2 protein-coding genes are annotated in these 552 nt (G+C 67.0%); both read left to right on the top strand.

All coding sequences use genetic code 11. The features are described from left to right. On the top strand, window positions 1–238 hold a 238-nt coding region (locus NZ585_15105), incomplete at its 5' end, for a hypothetical protein (GenBank protein ID MCS7081356.1). 3 nt (window positions 239–241) lie between these two features. After that, a partial coding sequence (locus NZ585_15100) for a hypothetical protein (GenBank protein MCS7081355.1) occupies window positions 242–552 on the top strand: 311 nt, incomplete at its 3' end.

Below are 552 nucleotides of genomic sequence, written 5' to 3'. Positions count from 1 at the left end.
GGTGCAGGAGGCCCTCGACCGGCTGATGAAGAACCGGACGACCGTCATCATCGCCCACCGCCTGAGCACTGTGCACCGTGCCGACCGCATCGCCGTGCTGGAGCGGGGCCGGCTGGTGGAGCTGGGCACGCACGCCGAGCTGTTGGCCCGCGACGGCCTGTATGCGCGGCTCTATCGGATGCAGTTCCGCAGTGAGGCGCTACCGTTCACTACGAGGCCGGAAGCTGTTGCGGATTGAGTGATGTTCAACGGTCTATTTCTTTCTCCGCGTCCTGTCATCGCCATGATTCACGTGGCTGCTCTGCCCGGCACACCTGCCAACCGGCACAGCGTCGCCGAAATCGTTGAAGCGGCGGTGCGCGAGGCGCGGCTGTATCGCGCTGCCGGCGTGGACGGCCTCGCCATCGAGAACATGCACGACGTGCCGTACCTGCGCGGGCGCGTCGGGCCGGAGGTTGTGGCAGTAATGACTCTGGTCGGGCAGGCGGTGAAGGCCGAGAGCGGGCTGCCGGTCGGCGTGCAGATTCTGGCCGGGGCGAACATGGAGGCGCT

The sequence above is a fragment of the Chloracidobacterium sp. genome (assembly GCA_025057975.1).
In the GTDB taxonomy this organism is placed as follows: Bacteria; Acidobacteriota; Blastocatellia; order Chloracidobacteriales; family Chloracidobacteriaceae; genus Chloracidobacterium.
The sequence above is the reverse complement of the archived record's forward strand: the minus strand, read 5'-3'. Positions and strand labels throughout refer to the sequence as shown.